We start from the raw sequence: 17,856 nt of genomic DNA, 5'->3' as shown, positions 1-17,856 counted from the left end.
GTATTTGTACTTACTTTACGCGGCAGATGCTGGTTGGGTAAATGGGGGGTTTTACCCATTTGAAAGAGACAAGGCATGTATACTGTCGGGAAACAGGATGAAAATACATGATGATTGATATCCATATGCATAAAACCATGCATTTTTTATTGAAGATGACAGGGTATAATGCATCTTATGAGAATCGTACAATGGTTTCGCAAACTTGCTTCCCGGAACAAATGGTCAATGCGGCTGCTGGGCCTGCCGCAATCGGTTACTGCAGAAGATGTTCCGGGCCTGGTTCTGATTCAGATAGACGGACTTTCCATGACCCAGTTTCAAAAAGCCCTGCAAGCCGGCCGGCTGCCCTTTCTTGAAAAGCAGCTACGCAACGGCCGGTGGGGTTATAAACCCATGTATTCGGGTATGCCTTCCACCACCCCGGCTTTTCAGGGCGAGCTTTTTTACGGGGTCAAATCCTGTGTACCGGCATTTGAGTTCATATCCCGCAGCGAACAAAAGCGACACGTCAGTTTTTATCCCCAGACCGCCAACCGTATCGGCGACCGTCTGGAAAAATCAGGTACCCCGCTGCTGTCCGGGGGACACACCTATGCCACCATTTTTACGGGAGGGGCGGCTCAGGCCCGGTACTGCTCTCAGACCATGACACTGGAATCCATTGCCAGCGCCGTAAATCCTTTGAAACTGGTTTTTCTGCTCATTCTGCATACGGGAAAGTTTGTGCGGATTCTGGGGGTGACCATCATTGAATTTTTTCTGGCCGTGACCGATTTTTTCCGGGGTCTGGTTCTGGGCAGAAAATTGATCAAAGAACTCGTATTTATTCCCGCCCGCATTTTAATCTGTGTCATACTCAGAGAACTGGTCTCGTTCCGGACCAAGCTGGCTGTGGGCAGCGGCGTTCCCATTGTGTGTGCCAGTTTTCTGGGCTATGATGAACAGGCCCACCGCAGGAATCCGGGATCCATGTTCGCCCACTGGAGCCTCAAGGGTATTGATGATTCCATCAAGGATATCTGCAAAGCAGCCGATCAATCCGACTGTCGAAAATACAAGACCATCATCTATTCCGATCACGGGCAGGAAACGGTCACCTGGTACGGCAGCCGGTACGGGATTCAGGTGAAAGAGGCCATACGGAACGCTTTCTATGACCTGAATCCGGATGAAAAGCATGTGCACTCTGCCTCTTATGACAATACCCTGGACGGGCTCTATAAAAAAACCCGGGCATTGATAATGAACCGGCCGTTTTCTGAAAACCTGCAAAAGGATAGCGGCCCGGTATCCGGGGATAAAATAGAGATTACCACCATGGGTCCGCTGGGTCATGTTTATTTGCCAGGGACTCCTGCAAGAGATTTTATCCGTGATTTTGCCCAAAAACTGGTTCAATCGGTTCATATCCCTCTGGTACTCTACAGGGACGACCATTCCATTGTTGCCATGAACCAGCACGGGACCTTTGATCTGGAACAGCAGTTTTTTATGGTTTTGGGAAAGGATCATCCATTTGGTGCCCAGGCTGCCGAAGATCTGGCACGCGTCTGCCGCCATCCTGATGCCGGTGACATCGTTATTTCCGGATGGGATCCCACGGATATGCCCCTGTCATTCAATATTGAAAGCGGTGCCCACGGGGGCCCCGGCTGGGAAGAAACCCGCGGTATGGTAGTGCTTCCCCAATATCTGAATACAAAAAAAACATATCTGCGGGCCCGGGATCTCAGACACCTGATACAGGACTATCGAAACGGATATGTATCCCATGAACACCCTGAAAATTCTCAGTTATAATATTCATTCCTGCCGGAACATGGACCGCAGATACAATCCTGCCAGAACGGCCAAACTGATTGCAGGCTTCCATGCGGATATTATTGCACTCCAGGAAGTGGATGTCGGTCACCGGCGTTCCGGTTATATCAACCAGGCGGCCTATCTGGCTGATCACATGGATATGTCGTTTGATTTTTTTACACTCAAGGAAAGCCCCAGCGGCAGATATGGTTTGGCCATCCTGAGCCGGTTCCCCGTACATGACCTGAACTGCGGGTGCCTGCCGGCCGCGTTTGCAGCAAAACCGATGGAAAACCGCGGGGTGATGATGGCCAGGGTCGAAACACCAATGGGAGGTGTACAGGTGTTGAATACCCACCTGGGCCTGCGGGCCAAAGACCGCAAACTGCAGGCCGCGGCCCTGGCCGGCAGCAGCTGGATCTGCAATGATCTTAATTCCGGGCTGCCCGTGATCCTGTGCGGTGATTTTAATGCCGGCCCGGGATCGTTTGTGTACAAAACCCTTTGCCGGCATCTTTTTGACATCCAGAAGGTGTATAAAAACAGGCGGTACCCAAGGCCGACCTTTGCTTCCTGGCTGCCGGTCCGGCGGATTGATCACATTTTTATTTCCCGCCATTTCTTTGTAAAGGATGTCAAAGTGCCCATGAATTATGAAACCCGCATGGTATCGGATCATCTGCCTTTGTACGGGGAAATTGCCATCACGCCATCGTGATATGAAATCTTTGAATGTGAAAAAATTTGACCTTGATTCATCAGTTTTTAAAAATTTTTGGCGGGATGTCTTTCCTTTCCGTTGACATAAGGCACACAATGTGTATTGTAGGTTCATTATGGCTTATTATAAATGGGACTCCCAAAAGAATGAGAAGCTCAAGGTCGAGCGCGGCATCAGTTTCGAGCAGGTTGTGATGCATATTGAGCGTGGTGATGTATTGGATCTGGTTGAGCACCCTGACCAGGAAAAATATCCTGGTCAACAGATTATTGTCATTGAAATTAATGAGTACGCTTATCTGGTTCCTTTTGTAGAATCCTCAGAGGGTAAATTCTTAAAAACCGTTTTTCCGAGCCGTAAGGCAACACGGGATTATTTAGGAGGAAAATATGAGCAGGATAAAACTTGATAAAGAAGAAAAAGATATTCTTGATTCATTCGAGCGTGGTGAATGGAAACAAGTAGATAATGTTAAGGCTGAAGTTAAAAAACATCAGGAATATGCCAGGAATACCCTGAAAAAAGACAAAAGAGTCAATATCAGGATTTCATCAAAAGTCCTGGAAGAGATCCAGGCGCTTGCAGCTGAAAATGGCATTCCATATCAAACACTAATGACAAGTATCCTTCATCGCTACGTTCACGGCAGCCTTATTGATAAACAACGGCTGAACAAAGCAGTTAACTCAGACGGTTAAAACCAACTGTATGTGTATTTGGACTTACTTTACGCGGCAGGTGCCCGTTGGGTAAATGGGGGCACCCATTCTTTTTTGACGCTATTTACCCAAAATGTTAGAATTTACCAAATGGGTAAATAGCGATTTTTTGAAAGATTTTAAGGTCCCGCAGGAGGCGTAAAAGCGCGGCTGGCCTGAATCTATGGTCTGGTTACAGGCGTTGGTAAATGCAAATGATTTTGACCGATTCAAGGTCCTTCAATGGGGAAACAGACCCTGGGATATGTGGAATTTCACGGAATGTGATCACCGATTTGGCGATGAATGGTCCGGCCGGATTCGGCATAGCTGGTGGCGCATATATTCGGATGTGGCGGCTGGCAGTTCACTTGCAACCGGGTAGCCGGATCTATTATAGAATATGTGGACATTCGTTTTCGGCTTTGTCCAGCAGATCCCGGTATTTTTGTCGAAATTCTGCCCGTCGGAGGGAATTGGCTTCCGCTGGAGCGGGTTTATCTATTACAGCAAAACTTTGTAACCTATATTCAGAGCCTTTCCAAGAATCCTGGCTCTTTTTTTACCAATGGTCCGTTTACCATTCTCCATTTCTGAAATGTGACCCTGGGGGATACTAGTTAACGCTGAAAGCTGCTTCTGAGTGATTCCTTCTTTGGTTCTGGCTCCCAGGAGAGCCACCCCGGGCAAAGAATCCTTTGTAAAGTCCTCAAACAATTCATCAGCAGGGATCAATTCAGACGCATCGGAAAAACCAAGGGATTTCAGGGCATTGATTGCCTTTTCCCGATTCTCTGGAGGCCCGATAAACCGTAACTCAATAGGGGGCTTTTTCGTGTGTTCCAACATATTGAATCTCCACAATTCGTATTTCTTTATCAATCACTTCCCATACTGCCACAGGTGACAACCCAGTTCATTTTTATAAAATATACCCATAGAAGGTATATTGTCAATAGATCTTCAAATGTCTTTTTTCAAACCCAACCCGTATCGTTTCGTATATATGTCTGCAATTGCACTGCCCTGAATTTTTGATTGATACGTTCCCGAAGTTGATACAAACAAGGTATGCCAGCCGGCACCCCCCCCATGGTGATATTACAGCCTGTGTACATGTTTCACCAGGTCATATTACATGAATCCATGTATTGTTTCTCAGGGGTGTACACGATATTGTTTTTACTCAACATAGTAATCTAACAAAACATGAAGGATGGTGCCATGGCAGCACAACCAAAAGACCAGATTCATCAGCTCATCACCATGAACCGGCAAAGCGGGAATACCTATACGGTAAAAATGAAAGATATCCCCTCCACATTTGTCGGCATTCCGGTTCCTTCCAGCGGGGATCCGGAGAAGTTTATCATGGATGTAACCAACAAAGAGACTGAAGAAGAAAACAGAATTATTGAAGCAAATATTGCAGATATAGAATCCATGGAGAAAACCTGATTCAAGTCTGATTTTTTGTAAGATTAATCGACAGAAGAGGTGCTGAACAACGATGTCTTTTGATACAACATCAGAGCCGAATACAGGAGTGGTCATCTCCATCCGGGGAAATGTGGTGGATGCCCGGTTTTCAGATGAAATCCCGCAACTGCACAATATGCTTGTCTGTGGCAGGGATGACACCATCCAGATTGAAGTGATCCTACACCTCGATGATCAGACCATCCGCGGTATTGCCCTGACCAGTACCCAGGGACTTGCGTTGGAATCAAAGATCCGGGATACGGGGCGCCACCTTGAGGTACCCGTGGCAAAATCACTGCTGGGGCGGGCTTTGAATGTGTTTGGAGAACCCATTGACAAGAAGGACCCGGTTCAGGATGCAGAGTATCGGACCATTCATGGCTCTCCGCCGTCCATGGACAAACAGAGAGTATCCACCCGGATTTTTGAAACCGGCATCAAGGTGATTGATATTCTCTCCCCTTTGGAACAGGGCGGCAAAAGCGGACTGTTCGGCGGTGCCGGTGTCGGAAAAACCGTCCTGATCATGGAGATGATTCACAATATGGTGGGCATTCATGAGGGGGTCAGCCTGTTCTGCGGGATCGGGGAACGGTGCAGAGAAGGAGAAGAGTTGTACCATGAGATGCAGGAGGCCGGTGTACTGGACAAGACCATCATGGTGTTCGGACAGATGAATGAACCCCCGGGGGCCCGGTTTCGCGTGGGCCATTCAGCACTGACCATGGCGGAATATTTCAGGGATGATCTCAACCAGGATGTGTTTCTGCTCATAGACAATATTTTCCGTTTTATCCAGGCAGGCATGGAGGTTTCCGGACTGCTGGGACGGCTGCCATCACGCCTGGGGTACCAGCCCACCCTGGGTACGGAACTGGCCGAGCTCGAAGAAAGGATCACCAACTCCACCACCGGGTCCATCACCTCGGTGCAGGCCGTATATGTGCCGGCGGATGATTTTACAGACCCTGCCGCAGTCCATACCTTCGGGCATTTGTCTTCCAGCATTGTTTTGTCCCGGAAAAAAGCGGGGGAAGGGCTTTATCCGGCCGTTGATCCGCTTCAGTCCAACTCCAGCATGCTGACCCCTGATATTGTGGGGGAAGAACACTACCGCATTGCCGGAGACATTCGAAAAACACTGGCTGAATATGAAAATCTCAAAGATATTATTTCCATGCTGGGCATTGAAGAGCTGTCCAGAGAAGACCGGCAGACCGTTTACCGGGCCAGGCGCCTGGAACGGTTTCTGACCCAGCCGTTTTTTGTGACCGAACAGTTCACGGGTTATAAAGGCCGGTCCGTCAGTATTGAAGATGCCCTGGAAGGCTGCCGGCAGATTCTGGATGACAAATTTTCAGACCGGTCTGAACAGGCCCTGTATATGATCGGCAGTATTGATGAGGTCAAAACATCATGAAACTCAAGGTGATGCTCCCCACCCATGTTTTTTTGGACATCCATGTGCAAAAGATCACTGCGGAAGGAATGAACGGATCTTTTGGTCTGTTTCCTAAGCATGTGGATTTTGTGAGTGCACTGACATCGGGTATCGTGAGTTTCCATGATGAAAATGGCCAAGAGCAGCACATGGCCGTTATGGAAGGGGTGCTGGTGAAAAAGGGGGATACGGTTTTCATCTCCACGCGTAGGGCAGTGAAAGATAAGGATCTGGCATCCTTGAAAAACACCGTGGAAAATGACTTTTTGAAACAAAAGCAAAAGGAAAAAAACATGCGTACATCCGCCACCCGCATTGAAGCCGGATTTATCCGCCGTTTTCTGGAGTTCCAGGACTATGCCTGATATACCGGAAGACAAAAAATTCTCAAAAACCATTGAAACAAAGCAGGCACGCAAACTGGCTGCCCGCAATGCGGATCACCCCGTGTGGTTCGGCCTGGGCATGTTCGGGCTGGTGGGCTGGTCTGTGGCCATTCCCACCCTGATCGGCACATTTGTGGGACTGTGGCTGGACAAAACCTGGCCGGGCAGACCTTCCTGGACATTGACCCTGCTGTTGACCGGCGTAGCAATCGGGTGCTGGAACGCCTGGTACTGGATCAAAAGAGAAAGCAGAAAAAAGGATTAAGAAGCAAATGACATGGTATGATCTGCAAAAAATTGGTTTTTGTCTGGCCGTCGGCCTGGGGATCGGATGGTTTCACTTTGGCGGTCTGTGGCTGACCCTGCAGCGGTTTGCCGGCGCAAGACTTTTCGGCCTTGTTTTTGTCGTAAGTTTTCTTTTCAGATCTTTTGTTACCCTGGCAGGAATTTATTTTGCGGGAAATGGTGAATGGGTGGGCATGACGGCCTGTCTTGGCGGGATATTGATCATGCGCAAGGTTTTTATTGTGAAAATGCAGCCTTCTGCTGTCTTTCGGGCAAAAGGATCACCTGTATGAATTTTATGGATATCAAGCAGATCAGCCCGGATCAGGTGGTATTTTTTCAATACCATTTTATCACCTTGAACCTGACCATTGTATTTACCTGGGTCGTAATGGCTTTGCTGGTAATCGGATCATGGCTTGTCACCAGACGGCTGTCCACAGAGCCAAAAATCAGTGCCTGGCAGAACATACTGGAAATTCTGGTTTCCGGTATCCAGGACCAGATCAGTGAAATCAGCCGGCAGAAAGCAAAAAGATATACGCCTTTTATCGGCACGCTGTTTGTTTTTATTGCCGCGTGCAACCTGCTTACCGTGGTGCCGGGATATGAATCGCCCACGGCATCGCTTTCCACCACGGCGGCCCTGGCAATCTGTGTGTTTATTTCCGTGCCCCTGTTCGGCATTGCTAAAAAGGGCCTGGGCAGTTATCTCAAACAGTATATTCAGCCCACGGTATTCATGCTGCCCTTCAATATCATGGGGGAATTATCCCGGACCCTGGCCCTGGCCGTCAGGCTTTTTGGAAATATCATGAGCGGTTCAAAGATTGTGGCCATCCTTTTGGCCATCATTCCCTTTGTTTTTCCGGTGATCCTGCAGTTGCTGGGACTTTTGACCGGACTGATTCAGGCCTATATTTTTGCCGTTCTGGCCATGGTGTATATTGCATCCGCCACCCAGATCCAGGAACATTCAGATACAAAAACAGACACAAAAAAAGACGACAACCAGTAAAGGAGATTATGATATGAGCAGTATCAGTTTTATCGGTATGGCATCTGTTATTACAGCCGGTCTTACCATTGCCGTGGGGGCCATCGGGCCGGCCATCGGTGAAGGCCGGGCTGTGGCAAGCGCCTTGAGTTCCATCGCCCAGCAGCCCGATGAAAAAAACACTATCACACGTACCCTTTTTGTGGGTCTGGCAATGATCGAATCAACCGCCATATACTGTTTTGTGGTTTCCATGATCCTGTTGTTTGCCAACCCGTTCTGGGATTATGTGATTTCAGCAGCCAATTGAGAGGGATATCATGTTGATTGACTGGTTTACAGTGGGGGCCCAGGTCGTTAATTTTTTGATCCTGCTGGTGCTGTTGAAGATATTTTTGTTTGACCGGATCAAGCAGGCCATGGACCAGCGGGAAAACAATATCAAAGAGCGCTTTGATAAGGCAAAAGAACAGGAAGCCAAAGCAAAAGACGCCCGGGAGAGCTTTGAAAAAAAGACGCAATCACTGCAGGATGAGTGGGATACCCGGTTGAAACAGGCAGACAAAGAAGCAAAAGAACGGCGCGAATCTTTGATCAAAGAGGCCCGTGAGGAAGTGGACGGCTTGAAAAATAAGTGGCAGAATGCACTGGAACAGGAAAAAGCCTCTTTTTTTGACCGGTTTAAAAAACAGGCGGCCCGCCTTATTTTTGATACGGTGGAGAAAACCCTGTCCCATCTCGCAGATACCCGGGCCCAGGACCAGGCCGTGAAAAAATTTCTGTCCCGGTTTGAAGATCTGGACAAAGAAGATCTGCCCCGGGAGATTGAAACACAACCCCGGGTGAGCACGGGATTTGATTTGTCCGAAAGCCAGCAGAAATCAATTCAAAAGGCACTATCACAAAAGCTGCCGGATTTGAAAAATATTGCATTTGATGTCAAACCGGAACTGGTGTTCGGGATTGCGTTTGCCGCCGGCGGCAAGAAAATGACCTGGCATGCCCACGACTATGTCAGTGCGCTGGAAAAACAGATAAACCAGGCCATTGAAAGCAAAGACCATGAACCGCAAAAACAATGAACTACACCATGCCATGGATGATTTCATATCAACCATGGCAAACATACTGGATACCCATGATCCTGCACTGCATGTGCGGGATTTTGGCCGCATTGAATCTATCAGTTCGGGTATTATAACGGTTGCAGGCCTTAAAGGGGTCCAGTCCGAGGAACTGCTGCTGTGCACCCCGAATGCATATGGCATGGCATTTGATCTGGACATGGATGTCATCGGGGTCATCATGCTGGATGAAACCGATACCCTGCATGCCGGCGGAGAGGTGAACCGCACGGAAAGGGTCATGTCCGTTCCCACGGGGGACGCACTCATCGGCCGGGTGGTGGATGCAAGGGGAAAACCCCTTGACAAAAAAGCACCCCTTTCCCAGACTACCCTTCGGCCCGTGGAACAGCCGGCCCCGGAAATCATGGACCGTGCCCCGGTAACCACCCCTTTACAGACAGGCATCACCGTCATAGATACATTGATTCCCATCGGCAGAGGACAGCGCGAACTGATCCTGGGGGACCGGCAGACCGGAAAAACCGCCATTGCCCTGGATACCATTGCCAACCAGAAGGGAAAGGATGTGGTCTGCATCTACTGCGGAATAGGGAAGCGGGGATCCGCCCTTGCCAAGGTCATTGCCGAACTTACCAAAAATGATGCCATGTCCTATTCGTTTGCCGTGGTCTCTACGGAAGAAGATCCGCCGGGCCTGCAGTTTATGGCCCCTTATACGGCCACGGCCATGGCAGAGCATTTCATGCACCAGGGAAAAGATGTCCTCATTGTATATGATGATCTGACCCGCCATGCCCGGGCCTATCGTGAGTTGTCGCTGCTGCTGCGCAGACCCCCTGGCCGGGAAGCCTATCCCGGTGATATTTTTTATATCCATGCCCGGCTCCTGGAACGGTCCACCCATCTGATTGCAGACAAGGGAGGGGGCTCTTTGACGGCCCTGCCCATCATTGAAACCGAAGCACAAAATATTTCCGCATACATTCCCACCAACCTGATTTCCATCACGGACGGGCAGATTTATCTGTCACCGCTGTTTTTCAGAGAAGGCATTCTGCCGGCCGTGGATGTGGGAAAATCCGTTTCCCGCGTGGGGGGCAAAGCCCAGCTGCCGGCCTACCGAACCGTTGCCGGAGATCTGCGCCTGACCTATTCCCAGTTTGAAGAACTGGAATCATTTTCCCGGTTTGGCGCCCGTCTGGATGAAGCGACCCAGACAAAACTGTCCCGGGGGCGAAGGATACGCGAAATCTTGAAGCAATACCGGTATTCTCCTCTGCCGTCAGCGGATCAGATTGCCGTGCTGATTGCCCTGACCCACGGGGTATTGGATGATATCGGATATATCCCGGGCACAGAAAAACATACGCAAGGCCGCCAATACCGACCACAAAGAGGTGATGGAAACGATTGCCGCAGGAAAGAAAATTGATGAAAAAGCCATTGACACCCTGGTTCAGGCGGCGCAAAACGCCGTAAAATCAATCACGAAAGAATCCGCTGATGCAGACCCTGGCACAGCTTAAACGCCGGATCGACAGTACGGGTGATCTGCACTCCGTGGTACGGACCATGAAGTCGCTGGCAGCCGTGAATATCCGTCAGTATGAAGATGCATCCAAATCTCTTGTGGATTATGCCCATACCCTTGAAATGGCACTGGGTATCGTGCTGCGCCATGGTCCGGATACCCGGCTGCATACCCGGCGTTCTGCCAGAAAAAAACCCGGGGCCGTTATATTCGGATCAGACCAGGGCATGTGCGGATCACTCAACGAACAGGTGACATCCCATGCCAGGGACCAACTGACGCAACCCGGCAAAGATGCCGGGCAGATGCCTGTGATATGTGCGGGAATGAGGGCAGGGGGGCTGCTGGAAGATGCCGGCATCCATTGCGATGAAATAAGGGAACTGCCCGGTTCCGTGCATACCATCACTCCCCATGTGGGAGAGATTTTAATGGCCATTGACACCTGGCAGGCCAAAACAGATGTGGACCATGTGCTGCTGTTTTATGCCCGGCCAAAATCCGCTGCCGGATACACCCCCCATATGGTGCACCTGCTGCCCATCGACGACCAGTGGCTTGAACGGCATCGTTATCGCACCTGGGATTCTACAAGTTTGCCCATGTTCACTATGGATCCTGATCAGCTGCTGTCCAGACTGATCCAGGAATATCTGTTTATCACCATATTCAGGGCCTATGTGGAATCTCTGGCCAGTGAAAATGCCGCACGCCTGGCAGCCATGCAGGGGGCACAGAAAAACATTGAAGAATTGATGGAGGACCTTGAAAGCCAGTACAACCAGCTGCGCCAGATGTCCATCACAGAAGAGCTGCTGGATATTGTTTCAGGATTTGAAGCCCTGGATCAAAACAGCAGGTAAGCGGCAGGGGAAAAAAACAAAGATCAGCCATCAGATATGCATTTGCGCACGTTGGCGATGAGTGTGTCCGAGGGCACCGTCTTGTTGAGAAAGACCGAGGCGCCGGCGCGATACATGGCATTGATGACCCTTTTGTCGCTGTGCATGGAAAGCGCGATCACCTTGATGTGCGGATTTTTGGACAGAATCTTCTCTGTGGCTTCCATGCCGGTTTTTTCTCCCAGATTTACATCCATGATAACCACGTCAGGTGTCAGTTTTTCAGCCAGCACAACTGCCGTGTCAGCATCGGCCGCCTCTCCCAGTATCTCAAAATCCGGTTCCATCTGCAGCAGGCCGGTCAGTCCTTCGCGCAGCAGTTTATGGTCGTCTACAATGAGAATACCGATACTGTCTTCCGGATTACGTTCCGGCACAGCAGGCTTGTCATCTGCCCGCCTTTGGTGTCGGTGGCCGGGGGGTGTGGTGGTTTCATCGGTTTCACCGGCCGGGGCGGTCAGAGTAACAGTGGTCCCCTGCCCGGGTGCGGATGCAATTTTCATCCGGCCGCCGATATCTTTTAACCGTTCCTCAATACTGAACAGCCCCAGAGAGGCCGTATTGTTTTGGGTTTCCTCAAACGTGTCCGGTTCAAATCCATTGCCGTTGTCCCAGACAATTATTCGGATATTCTGATCTTGTGTCCGCTCGATGGAAACCGTTGCCTGGTCTTCTCCTGAATGTTTTACCACATTGAAAAGCAGTTCCTTCAGACACTGGAAAAGCAGAAAACAGATATTTTCCGAAATCGGATCAATGGGTTCTTCCACCCGGGGGGTCAGGGTAAAATTAAACTTTTTTTTCATATAGGTGACCAGCCAGTTAACACCCCCGGCCAGGCCATCATTCAATATGGCGGATGGAGAGAGATCCACTGTAAGAGACCGCAGTTCCGCCAGGGTTTCTTCCAGAATACTCTCAATTTTATGGGCGGTTTTATGGGCATCGTCGATATGGTTTTTGCGATGAATATCCCATAAGTGCATGCGTGCTCCCACCACCAGCGGCTGAATATGGTCATGGAGAACGGCGGCCAGACGGTTGCGTTCCTTTTGTTCCGCCTGCCCGAGTTTGTTGGCCAGCACCCGCATCCGCTCCGTCTGCTGCTGGATTTTGGCTGTGCGGTCCCGGACGCGTTGTTCCAGCTGGTCATTGATTTTTTCTATGGTTTGTTCGTACGCTTTCTGCTCTGAAATATCCTGTGCAATACCGATCATGCACAGCGATGGATCCGCATCGTTTTGATAAAATTTGCCGGAGATCTCTATCCAGGACAAATTGCTGCTGTCCGGTCGGTGAATGCGGCAGGCAAAAGCAAAAATATTCCCCGGATGCCGGGCCTTTGAAAATGCATGATCAAACGCTTCTTTGTCCTGAAAATCCACGGCCTGTTCCAGAAAATCTGAATAACGCAGCGGCGGCTGTTTGCGGGACCGTCCGAAAATCTGGTACATATGATCATTTTCCCAGCAAGCCGTATTTTTGGTAAGATTCCATTCAAAAATGCCTATATTCAGGGAATCTGCAGCCATACGCAACCGCTGATCACTTTTCCACGAACGGGTTTCTGCCTGGCGTATCTGCGTGCGGTCCAGGGCGATTATCACAAGGTGTCCATCAGGGGATGAGATCCGGGAGGCGGCACCCAAAACCGGTGTCCGTCCCCCGTCCGGACGCAGGAACTCCCATTCCTGGACTGATACCACCTCCTGGTTCAACAGACGTTCCGACCATGTTCCTGCCTCAGTGCAGTTTTCAGGTGTCAGGCATGTCTCCCAGTTGATCCGTCCCGCAATTGCATCCGCCCGGCTGTATCCGGTCATGCGCAGCATCTCATCGTTTATATAAGTGACATTGCCGTTGCTGTCACCAAATCCGATGCCGATGAGGTTTGCATCAGCCAGCGCGTGAAAATTCCGTTCGTTCCTGCAAAGCATATCAATGGTTTGCTTCAGGTTGAGCAGCTGCATGTACCGGTCATCTCCAAAAATAGCGTCAATCTGATCCTGCTCAAGGGCTGCCAGCACTTTTTGGGTCTGGGCCAGCTGATTTTCAAGGTCTTGGTATGTGGGTTTTTCTGGTTTCATCCTCATCCCATTCCGGTTTAGAGCCCCCCTATCAAAATTTGACCATTAATGCAAACCATTTGAAACCGGGGTTTTCAATGTGCGTACGTATCGGCATATATCAATTCATGAGATTAAGAAGATACCAATATTCCCTTTAAACTGACATAAAGGATTTCCCCCATTTTCAGTCAATCAAGGATGTATAAAAGGCTGTTTGGTATGTATGTTTTTGCCGCCGGGTGGATCCAGCGGCTGGAATGTCACGAATTTACAAGGCCTTTTTCAATGGCAATGGCGGTCAGATGAGACACATTGTTGACAGCCAGCTTGCTCATGATGTTGGCCCTGTGGCGTTCAATGGTTTTGGGGCTGTTGCACAGCAGGTCGGCGATCTCTTTGCTGGTATAGCCTTCAGCCACCAGTTTCAGCACTTCTTTTTCCCGCTGGGTCAGGGTGTCCCATGAACTGCGTTCTTTCAGATGTTTTTTTCCTTCAAGATATCCTTCCATGACTTTGCCGGCGATGCTGGGACTGATATATGTTTTCCCCGATGAAACCAGACGGATGGCTTTTAAAAGGTCATCCTGGGACGAATCTTTCAGGCAGTAGCCCTGCACGCCGCTTTGGAAACATTGCAGGATAAAGTCTTCTGTGTCATGAATGGTCAAAGCAAGGATCTTGATATCCGGTATCTGGCGTTTGATTTCTTTGATGGCGGAAAGACCGTCCATTTTCGGCATGGACAGGTCCAGCATTGCCATGTCCGGATGATATTCCAGGCACTGGGCAATGGCTTCAAATCCGTCCGCCGCCTCGGCAACAACCTCCAGGGAATCATCACTATTGATCATCAGACACAATCCTTCCCTGAGTAATTTGCTGTCTTCTGCGATCACAATACGTGTTTTTTCCATGATAGCTTCCTGTCTGTGCAGTTGTTTTTTCATCCAGACATCACGCATGGATAAAATTATCTAATAGCAGAGACAAAAGCCAAAGGCAATGATTAATGATTTCAGCCGGAGAAAACGCATACAGGGATAATGAAACTTGATTTTGGAAAGAATATTATTAATTTCGCAAATATTTGCATGATTAATAAATTGATCTCGATCCGATCAATCAGACTGACATGCGGTCCTGGAGGACGGCTTCCTGGGTTTTTTCCGAACCATGGCCCGTGTTCAATTCTTTTTCATGGGCTGCTTGACAGGAAGAATCCAGGAAACAGGCCATTGCCACGGTCAGGTTGTTTTTCACATGTCGATTGGGCAGTTCCGATGCCAGAATATTTTCGATATACGAACTTTTCCAGAATGCATCCACTATTCCCCCCAGGGTCACTGTGCCATTTTTCACAGACACTCTGGGTGCAAGAATTTTTAAATCAGGTATCACTGCAAGTTTCAAGAGTATCTCAATTTTGGTTTGAAAGTCCGCTGTATTTGCCGCTTTTTTTTCTTTAATTTTCTGTGTTAAATTCATAAATAAAGTCCTTTCAGATCGGCACTCATGGCCATCAGCTGAGTTGTATTCAGGCGGGACACCGCATCCTGAACAGTATATTAAGTGGCAATTGGAGAAACGGCCATCAGTAAATCACTGTATTTTAGCGTGCCAAATCATGCAGATAACTGCGGGGTAGCTCCTTGCATCATCACCTGTTCGGAATCGTTGCCGACAGCCTGGTTCCTTTTCCAGGACTGGACTGCATCTGGAACGTCCCTTCACAGAGCCCGATGCGGTCTTTCATGCCGCGCAGTCCAAGGCCCTGATCATACGATTCTGTTTCAAGCCCATGGATATCGAATCCGCATCCATTGTCTTCCACTTTGAGCCAAATCAGATTATGCACCGCGATCAGCCTGATTTTGACGGCATCGGCCCCGCTGTGTTTGCCGATATTGTTCAATGCTTCCTGAACAACGCGATAGACCACGGTTTTAATTCTTTCAGAGATGACTTCTTCGGAAAGCTCAAACTCAAAATCCACCTGGATCCCGGGAAAAAATTGGTTCACTCTGTTTATTAATTTTGAAATTGCGTCCGTCAGTTCGAAACCCTCAAGCTCTCTTGGGTTCAATTGATGACAAATGGTACGGGTTTCTTTGATGGTATCTGTCAAATAGCTGATAATTTGCTCAATGGACTTGCCGCTTTCACAAGACGGCACGTTACTGCTGTCCATTCTGAATTCCATGAATAATTTAATTGCAGTCAAGTTGCCGCCGATGCTGTCATGTATCTCTCTCGCCACGGTTTTGCGGTCGTTTTCCATTGCATTGATGGCATCTTGCGCCGTTTTCTGGACAAAGAATCTCAGGTGTTCATTTTCTTTCCGGTATTTTTCCAATTCAAGCAAAATGCTGTTTCGTTCGAACCCGTGTCTTGACCGTCGCGCGTTCAGAACGTCTTCTGTTACAGTGTGTTCGGTTGTATAGAATTGAAATTCAGTCAATCCAACCTCGTCGGTTGAAACGTCATTATCAAACGGGCCTGGATTCATTGTTGTCCCCAACATGGCATAATCTCCTTTCACCAATCTGTCTTTTTTTGCCTGGGTCCCTTTTGATTTTTCTATTGCCGGCATGAAAACTAATGTTTCGACGGGTACTGTTGGGCACCAAATTCAAGATGGCGGTATGTCTGCGCCGTTCAGGACTCTTTTGAAGGGATGTCAGATTAAAACTTTCCGGCTTTCATCTCATTTATAACTCTAAACGGAATCGTCTTTTACGTCAACAAGACAGAAAGTCATAAAAAACCTGATGGATCACCTATTTAAAATAGGTGTTAGCCCGGAGACAAAAATAGCAGGAACGTTTATTGTGCCGTTTTTGAAGTCATTGAATTTTTCAAGGCGCTTCCCTGTTTTTTCTGTTCGAAATTTCCTGGGAGGGGATATAATCTTCCAATGGCCCCAGGGTGTCCAGATCATGGGAGAAAACCGCTTTTAAAAATGTATCCACCCACCAGTATATGTCTGTTTTTTTGACTATTTTGCGCAACGCCCGCATGCGTTTTTTGCGTTCATCAAGACCCATGTGGCAGGCCTGGTTAATGGCATCGGCAATGCCCTCGATATCGTGGGGATTGACCAGAAGTGCGTGTTTATACAATTGGCTGGATGCACCGGCAAACTCACTTAATATCAGCACCCCGTCTAAATGGATATTGGATGCGCAATATTCTTTGGCCACCAGATTCATCCCGTCTTTGAGCGGAGTCACCAGGGCAATGTCAGCAGCCCGGTATAAAGCGGTCAGTTCGGTTCTGTCAACGCCTTGATACAGATAGTGGATGGGCACCCATCCGGGCCGGGTGAATGTGCCGTTAATTTCGCTGATTAACTGCTCAATCTCATGTTTGAGGTTTTCATATTCCGGGATGCGCTGCCGGCTGGGGACCACAATCTGAACCATGCTGATTTTTTTTTCCAGTTCCGGATACCGCTGCAGTGCATTGCGAAACGCCAGCAGTCTTTCAGGGATACCTTTGCTGTAATCCAGGCGGTCCACCCCGAGAATCAGGTGATCAGAGGGAAATACAGCGCGGATTTCATCCACTCTTTTTTCCACGGCCCGGGTGCCGGCTTTTTTTGCAAATTCATTGTAATCAATACTGATGGGAAAGTTGCCCACCCGGACCATGCGGCCGTTGACCTGGGTGGAAAGCACCTGTCCCCTTCCTTTTATTCTGATGTGGTTGAGCATGGCGTGCACGCATTGGACAAAATTGCGCCGGTCTCTTTGGGTCTGAAAACCGATCATGTCATAGCACAACAGGGACTCAAGAATCTGAAACCGCCAGGGCAGCTTGAGAAAAATGTCCAGGGGGGGAAACGGAATGTGCAGAAAATATCCGATTTTTGCGGTTGCGTGTAATTTTCGCAAGGCCTGGCCCACCCCCATTAAATGGTAATCATGCACCCAGATGTGATCATCCTGGCTTTTGATGTTTTGGGCGATGGTCCGGGCAAATATCTCATTGACTTTCTGGTAGGCGTTCCAATAGTCAGGCGAAAAATCACACCGGGTCTGCAGGTCGTGAAACAAGGGCCACAGCACCTGATTTGAAAATCCGAAATAATACGCATTGACCAGGCTTTCAGGCAGGAAAACCGGTTCAAAGGTATAGCCGAAATCCCCGGCCGCCCGGGTAAACACGGATTCCAGCGCTTTTTTGTCGTGGGCCCGGGAGGTGCCCGGCCATCCGATCCACAACCCACCTCGGTTTTTCAATACCGGTGCCAGCGCCGTTATCAAGCCCCCGGATCCCTGTTCTGCCTGCCACCGGCCTTTATTGTCTTTGGACAGGACAATGGGCAGACGGTTGGATACGATGATCAAACGGTTTTTTTGAGAATTGTTTGTTTTATTGGTAATATGCATTTTACCCTTTTCGATAATATGAGAACCTGTATTCAACTAAGTCCTTACAAGAACTCGAT

The 17,856-nt window shown here is 49.0% G+C and carries 21 protein-coding genes; 15 read left to right on the top strand and 6 right to left on the bottom strand.

All coding sequences use genetic code 11. The annotated features are described in order from the left end of the window. The first annotated feature begins 177 nt into the window (after nt 1-177). The 4 genes from K365_RS0114520 (at nt 178) to K365_RS0114505 (ending at nt 3,225) form a co-directional block, all read left to right on the top strand. On the top strand, nt 178-1,803 hold the full coding sequence (locus K365_RS0114520) for a hypothetical protein (protein ID WP_156887728.1): 1,626 nt from the start codon (nt 178-180) through the stop codon (nt 1,801-1,803). Then, nucleotides 1,775-2,524, top strand: a complete 750-nt coding sequence (locus tag K365_RS0114515; protein ID WP_034625027.1) for an endonuclease/exonuclease/phosphatase family protein — start codon at nt 1,775-1,777, stop codon at nt 2,522-2,524. Before K365_RS0114520 ends, K365_RS0114515 begins: the two co-directional genes overlap by 29 nt. Before the next feature lie 118 nt (nt 2,525-2,642). Beyond that, nucleotides 2,643-2,936 carry a BrnT family toxin gene (locus tag K365_RS0114510; RefSeq protein WP_024335157.1) on the top strand — a complete coding sequence of 98 codons (294 nt, stop codon included), beginning with the start codon at nt 2,643-2,645 and terminating at the stop codon, nt 2,934-2,936. Then, nucleotides 2,917-3,225, top strand: coding sequence for a CopG family antitoxin (locus tag K365_RS0114505; protein WP_024335156.1), 309 nt, complete (start codon nt 2,917-2,919; stop codon nt 3,223-3,225). The genes K365_RS0114510 and K365_RS0114505 overlap by 20 nt, the downstream gene beginning before the upstream one ends. 504 nt (nt 3,226-3,729) lie before the next feature. Here the strand turns inward: K365_RS0114505 and K365_RS0114495 are convergent. After that, a complete protein-coding gene (locus K365_RS0114495) occupies nt 3,730-4,074 on the bottom strand; it encodes a helix-turn-helix domain-containing protein (RefSeq protein WP_024335154.1) in 345 nt (114 codons plus the stop codon). A 375-nt stretch (nt 4,075-4,449) separates the two neighbouring features. Between K365_RS0114495 and K365_RS0114490 the strand changes: the two genes are divergently transcribed. From K365_RS0114490 to K365_RS0114445, 11 genes are read left to right on the top strand one after another with little or no spacing between them, the layout of a single operon-like run. Continuing rightward, nucleotides 4,450-4,683 carry a hypothetical protein gene (locus K365_RS0114490; RefSeq protein ID WP_024335153.1) on the top strand — a complete coding sequence of 78 codons (234 nt, stop codon included), beginning with the start codon at nt 4,450-4,452 and terminating at the stop codon, nt 4,681-4,683. Nucleotides 4,684-4,735: 52 nt separating this feature from the next. Then, entirely contained in the window at nt 4,736-6,127 is a 1,392-nt protein-coding gene (atpD, locus tag K365_RS0114485; protein WP_024335152.1) for a F0F1 ATP synthase subunit beta, read from the top strand. After that, on the top strand, nt 6,124-6,513 hold the full coding sequence (locus tag K365_RS0114480) for a F0F1 ATP synthase subunit epsilon (protein WP_024335151.1): 390 nt from the start codon (nt 6,124-6,126) through the stop codon (nt 6,511-6,513). Before atpD ends, K365_RS0114480 begins: the two co-directional genes overlap by 4 nt. Then, the gene (locus K365_RS0114475) at nt 6,506-6,799 is read left to right on the top strand and encodes an AtpZ/AtpI family protein (protein ID WP_024335150.1); all 294 of its coding nucleotides are present in this window, start codon (nt 6,506-6,508) and stop codon (nt 6,797-6,799) included. The genes K365_RS0114480 and K365_RS0114475 overlap by 8 nt, the downstream gene beginning before the upstream one ends. Nucleotides 6,800-6,806: 7 nt before the next feature. After that, nucleotides 6,807-7,112 (top strand): ATP synthase subunit I, encoded by a 306-nt coding sequence (locus tag K365_RS0114470; protein WP_024335149.1) that lies wholly within the window; start codon nt 6,807-6,809, stop codon nt 7,110-7,112. Continuing rightward, complete coding sequence (locus K365_RS0114465; RefSeq protein WP_211221123.1) at nt 7,109-7,837, top strand: F0F1 ATP synthase subunit A; 729 nt, start codon at nt 7,109-7,111, stop codon at nt 7,835-7,837. Before K365_RS0114470 ends, K365_RS0114465 begins: the two co-directional genes overlap by 4 nt. Nucleotides 7,838-7,850: 13 nt before the next feature. Beyond that, the gene (locus K365_RS0114460) at nt 7,851-8,126 is read left to right on the top strand and encodes a F0F1 ATP synthase subunit C (RefSeq protein ID WP_006964572.1); all 276 of its coding nucleotides are present in this window, start codon (nt 7,851-7,853) and stop codon (nt 8,124-8,126) included. A 10-nt stretch (nt 8,127-8,136) separates the two neighbouring features. After that, complete coding sequence (locus tag K365_RS0114455; protein WP_024335147.1) at nt 8,137-8,898, top strand: F0F1 ATP synthase subunit B family protein; 762 nt, start codon at nt 8,137-8,139, stop codon at nt 8,896-8,898. Next, entirely contained in the window at nt 8,879-10,336 is a 1,458-nt protein-coding gene (locus K365_RS25805; RefSeq protein ID WP_281167789.1) for a F0F1 ATP synthase subunit alpha, read from the top strand. Before K365_RS0114455 ends, K365_RS25805 begins: the two co-directional genes overlap by 20 nt. Beyond that, the gene (locus K365_RS29120; RefSeq protein WP_281167788.1) at nt 10,305-10,430 is read left to right on the top strand and encodes a hypothetical protein; all 126 of its coding nucleotides are present in this window, start codon (nt 10,305-10,307) and stop codon (nt 10,428-10,430) included. Before K365_RS25805 ends, K365_RS29120 begins: the two co-directional genes overlap by 32 nt. After that, complete coding sequence (locus K365_RS0114445; RefSeq protein WP_024335146.1) at nt 10,408-11,298, top strand: F0F1 ATP synthase subunit gamma; 891 nt, start codon at nt 10,408-10,410, stop codon at nt 11,296-11,298. The genes K365_RS29120 and K365_RS0114445 overlap by 23 nt, the downstream gene beginning before the upstream one ends. Before the next feature lie 23 nt (nt 11,299-11,321). Here the strand turns inward: K365_RS0114445 and K365_RS0114440 are convergent, their stop codons facing one another. The 5 genes from K365_RS0114440 to K365_RS0114420 all read right to left on the bottom strand — a co-directional run bounded on the left by K365_RS0114440 (nt 11,322) and on the right by K365_RS0114420 (nt 17,797). Then, nucleotides 11,322-13,424: a response regulator gene (locus K365_RS0114440; RefSeq protein WP_024335145.1), complete on the bottom strand. Its 2,103-nt coding sequence runs from the start codon at nt 13,422-13,424 to the stop codon at nt 11,322-11,324. Nucleotides 13,425-13,666: 242 nt separating this feature from the next. Next, entirely contained in the window at nt 13,667-14,320 is a 654-nt protein-coding gene (locus K365_RS0114435) for a response regulator (RefSeq protein ID WP_029725359.1), read from the bottom strand. Between the two features lie 208 nt (nt 14,321-14,528). Beyond that, on the bottom strand, nt 14,529-14,891 hold the full coding sequence (locus K365_RS0114430) for a BON domain-containing protein (protein ID WP_024335143.1): 363 nt from the start codon (nt 14,889-14,891) through the stop codon (nt 14,529-14,531). A gap of 172 nt (nt 14,892-15,063) precedes the next feature. After that, on the bottom strand, nt 15,064-15,927 hold the full coding sequence (locus K365_RS0114425) for a sensor histidine kinase (RefSeq protein ID WP_169432952.1): 864 nt from the start codon (nt 15,925-15,927) through the stop codon (nt 15,064-15,066). Nucleotides 15,928-16,261: 334 nt separating this feature from the next. Continuing rightward, complete coding sequence (locus tag K365_RS0114420; RefSeq protein ID WP_024335141.1) at nt 16,262-17,797, bottom strand: alpha,alpha-trehalose-phosphate synthase (UDP-forming); 1,536 nt, start codon at nt 17,795-17,797, stop codon at nt 16,262-16,264. Nucleotides 17,798-17,856 lie beyond the last annotated feature (59 nt).

Origin of the sequence: Desulfotignum balticum DSM 7044 (assembly GCF_000421285.1) — a bacterium.
GTDB classification, from domain to species: domain Bacteria; phylum Desulfobacterota; class Desulfobacteria; order Desulfobacterales; family Desulfobacteraceae; genus Desulfotignum; species Desulfotignum balticum.
The sequence above is the reverse complement of the archived record's forward strand: the minus strand, read 5'-3'. Positions and strand labels throughout refer to the sequence as shown.